3 protein-coding genes and 1 pseudogene are annotated in these 3318 nt (G+C 72.6%); 1 reads left to right on the top strand and 3 read right to left on the bottom strand.

Going from position 1 to position 3318, the window contains the following annotated elements; translation table 11 throughout:
* The 3 genes from ACFXA3_RS39215 to ACFXA3_RS39225 form a co-directional block, all read right to left on the bottom strand.
* Window positions 1–590: enoyl-CoA hydratase/isomerase family protein (locus ACFXA3_RS39215; RefSeq protein ID WP_385195635.1), on the bottom strand; the 590-nt coding region annotated here is incomplete at its 3' end.
* Between the two features lie 25 nt (window positions 591–615).
* Window positions 616–1767 carry an adenylate/guanylate cyclase domain-containing protein gene (locus ACFXA3_RS39220; RefSeq protein ID WP_385195638.1) on the bottom strand — a complete coding sequence of 384 codons (1152 nt, stop codon included), beginning with the start codon at window positions 1765–1767 and terminating at the stop codon, window positions 616–618.
* A gap of 130 nt (window positions 1768–1897) precedes the next feature.
* Window positions 1898–2749: a biotin--[acetyl-CoA-carboxylase] ligase gene (locus tag ACFXA3_RS39225; protein WP_385195640.1), complete on the bottom strand. Its 852-nt coding sequence runs from the start codon at window positions 2747–2749 to the stop codon at window positions 1898–1900.
* 123 nt (window positions 2750–2872) lie between these two features.
* On the opposite strand from ACFXA3_RS39225, the pseudogene ACFXA3_RS39230 reads away from it, so the two are divergent.
* Window positions 2873–3130, top strand: a pseudogene (locus ACFXA3_RS39230) (helix-turn-helix domain-containing protein); the annotation flags it as partial.
* Between the last annotated feature and the right edge of the window lie 188 nt (window positions 3131–3318).

Consider the following 3318-nt stretch of genomic DNA (forward strand, 5'->3'; position numbering starts at 1 on the left):
GCCCCCCGGCCCAGCGCCCCGGCCCGGCCCGTGCCGGCCGGCACCACCGAGTCGACCAGGCCCAGCTCCAGCGCCTCCGCCGCCTCGACCCGGCGCGCCGTGAAGATCAGCTCCGCCGCCCGCGCCGCGCCCACGCGCCGCGGCAGCAGCTGCGTGCCGCCGCCGCCCGGGATCACGCCCACGGAGACCTCCGGCAGGCCGACGACCGCCGTCTCGTCGGCCACGATCACGTCACACGCCAGTGCCAGCTCGAAGCCGCCGCCCAGCGCGAACCCGTGCACCGCCGCGATCGTCGGCATCGGGAGCTCCATGACGCCGCCGTACGCGCCCCGCGTGGTCGGCCGCTGCTGCACCAGCTCGGCGTCCGTCAGGGAGTTGCGCTCCTTGAGGTCCGCCCCGACGCAGAACGCCCGCTCCGCCGCCGACGAGAGCACGACCACCCGTACCGAGGCGTCGGCCGCGAGCGCCGCGCAGGTGTCACCGATGGCCCGCGCCATCTCCGTCGAGACGGCGTTCATCGCCTTGGGCCGGTCGAGGACCAGCTCCGCGACCCCGTCGTCATGCCGGCGCACAGCCACGAACTCAGACACGAAAGACCCTCCCGGTTAACGAACGTTACCCGGGGATCTTAGGCTTCCGCCGCGTCAGCGACCAGGGCTCCACGACCCCCAGCCCGCGCACCGGCCGCTGCCACATCGGCTGGAGCGCGAAACGGTACGTCCCGCCGCCCGCCTCGGCCTCGGCCTCCTTCTCGGAGACCGGCGCCGCGCCCGTGCGCCCCAGCTCCTCCGCCATCGCCCCGTCGACGAGCACCGCGTCCTTCGGCGCTATCGACGTCAGCCGCGAGGCCAGGTTCACGGTGGTCCCGAAGACGTCGCCCATCCGGGTCGTGACCGTCCCGAACGCTATGCCGACGCGCAGCTCCGGCATCTGGGCGTCGGCCTCCATCGTCTCGATGAGCCGCAGCGCGATCTCCGCCGCCGTCGCCGCGTCGTCGGCGCAGTACAGCACCTCGTCGCCGAGCGTCTTGATCAGCCGGCCGCCGTGCGCGGCCACCAGGTCCGCCGACGTCGTCTCGAAGGACTCGACGAGCTCACCGAGCTCCTCCTCCTCCAGCCGGCGGGTCAGCCGGGTGAAGCCGACCAGGTCCGCGAAGCCCACCGCGAGCCTCCGGTCGACCATCTCCTCGTCGTCCGCCACCTGCACCACGCGTCCGGTGGCCGCCGCCAGCTGGCGGCGCCACACGTAGACGAGGAACTCCTCCAGCTCCGGCAGCAGCAGCTCCACCAGCGGGTACGTGACCTCCGTACGGGTCATTCCCGGCTCCGGCGGCTCCGTCAGGCCCTCCAGGAAGGAGTCGATCTGCCATTCGGCCAGCCGGGCGGTGGTCTGCCCGGTGGACCGCGCGACCTGCACGGCCATGGGCTCGCTCAGCAGGCCGGCCTCGACGAGGCCGGCGAGCCGGCGCAGCGCCAGTACGTCGGCCTCCGTGAGGGCCTTGGCCTGCCCGATGTCCGCGAAGCCCATGGCCCGCCAGAAGCGGGAGGCGAGCTCCATCGAGACACCGGCGCTGCGCGCCGCCTGGAACGGTGTGTACCGGCGCTCCGCCCCGAGGATCAGCTGCTCCAGCCGGATGGCGAGCGGGTCCGCCGTCGGCTGTGCGGTGTGGTCGACCTCGTGGTGGGGAGTGTGCTGGTCACGTCCGATGGGCGTTCCCGGACCGGGCCCGGGAGTGGACGCGCCGGACGTAGGGTCGTCGACGGTCAAGGGCCGCCTCCTGTCCATTACGTGCGCACTGCCCTGCCGAACCGGGTGATCACCGGGAGGACCGGGATCGCCTAAACCATACGGCAGGTGTGCCGTAGCTCACTCCCCACTCCCCGCAGCTGCGGTCGTACTAGCGCACCGACCTCAGATGTACGACGTCCCCGGCGCCCACGGCCTCGTGCTGGTCCTCGGCGCTGCGGACGACGAGCCGTCCGTCCGCGTCGACCGCTTCGGCCGTACCGGTGAGCGTGCGGCCGCCGGGCAGGTCGGCCCGTACGTGCCGGCCGAGGGTGACGCAGTCCGCCGCGTACGCCTCCTGGAGACCGCTGGCGGCGGGATCGCCGCCGGCCGCCCGCCAGTCCCCGTACCAGCGCTCCAGGGACCGCAGCACGGCCTTCAGCAGGGGCTCCCGGTCCGTGACGGCGGCCTTGGCCAGGGCCAGCGAGCCGGCTTCGGGCACCGGCAGCTCGTCCTCGGTCAGGGTGACGTTGAGCCCGATGCCGATGACGACCCCGTCGCCGACCCGCTCGGCGAGGATGCCGCCGGTCTTGCGCTCCTCCCCGTCCACGGTGATCAGCAGGTCGTTGGGCCACTTGAGGGCGGTGTCCACGCCGGCGGCCCGGGACAGCCCGGTCGCGGCGGCCACGCCGGCGAGCAGGGTCAGCCACCCCCACCGCTCCTGCGGCACGCCGTCGCCGGGCTTGAGCAGGACGGAGAAGAACAGCCCGGACCGGGCGGGCGCGACCCAGCTCCGGTCGAGCCGGCCGCGCCCGGCGGTCTGCTCCTCGGCGACGAGCACGGCCCCCTCGGGCAGCTGCGCGGCGCGGGCCGCGAGATCGGTGTTGGTGGACCCGGTGGCGGCGACCACCTCGACGGAGGACCACAGCCCCCCGTCGGCGACGAGGGCCCGCTCCAGCGCGGCGGCGTTCAACGGCGGCCGCTCAAGGCTCGACCAGCGGCCGGTGGAAGCGTCTGACGGCATCGAGATTCCCCTTGCGTGGAAGTCCCGGCTTTCGGGCCGGGGAGGAAACGCACCTTGAGACCGGAGCCACGGAGCGATGGTGTGCCGCCACGTGACGCTTTGACCCGGGCTTGTGTTCGGATCATGACTGTCCCTGGCTTCCGGACCGTGGGGAGTTCACCGGTGGAGCGGGCACTCAAGTTCCGCGTTTACCCTACCGATGCGCAGGCCGCAGAGCTGTCCCGGACGTTCGGGTGCGTGCGAAAGGTCTACAACCTCGCACTCGCCGCCCGTGCCGGGGCGTGCCCCCTCGGGCAGCCGGTCACCTACGCGCAGAGCTCCGCGATGCCCACGGAGTGGAAGCGCACGCCCGAGCTCGCTTTCCTCGCCAACGCAGGGACCGGGACCGGCTGGCCCGCGCGAATCGGTCCCTGTCCCGGAAGGAAAGGGGAAGCGACAACGGGGCCGAGGCCCGGATCCCCGGAGCGCCGGAAACCCCCCCGATGTCCGAAAGACGAAAAGAAACCAAAGACAAAACCACCACAACACCCCGGGGCCTCAAACAAACACACGCTATATATTATAACAAC

The organism is Streptomyces sp. NPDC059456 (genome assembly GCF_042750055.1).
Lineage (GTDB): Bacteria > Actinomycetota > Actinomycetes > Streptomycetales > Streptomycetaceae > Streptomyces.

What these genes read in the sequence shown, in the direction of transcription:
- ACFXA3_RS39225 (WP_385195640.1), bottom strand. Translation starts at nt 2,749, where the DNA reads ATGCCGTCAGACGCTTCCACCGGCCGCTGGTCGAGCCTTGAGCGGCCG.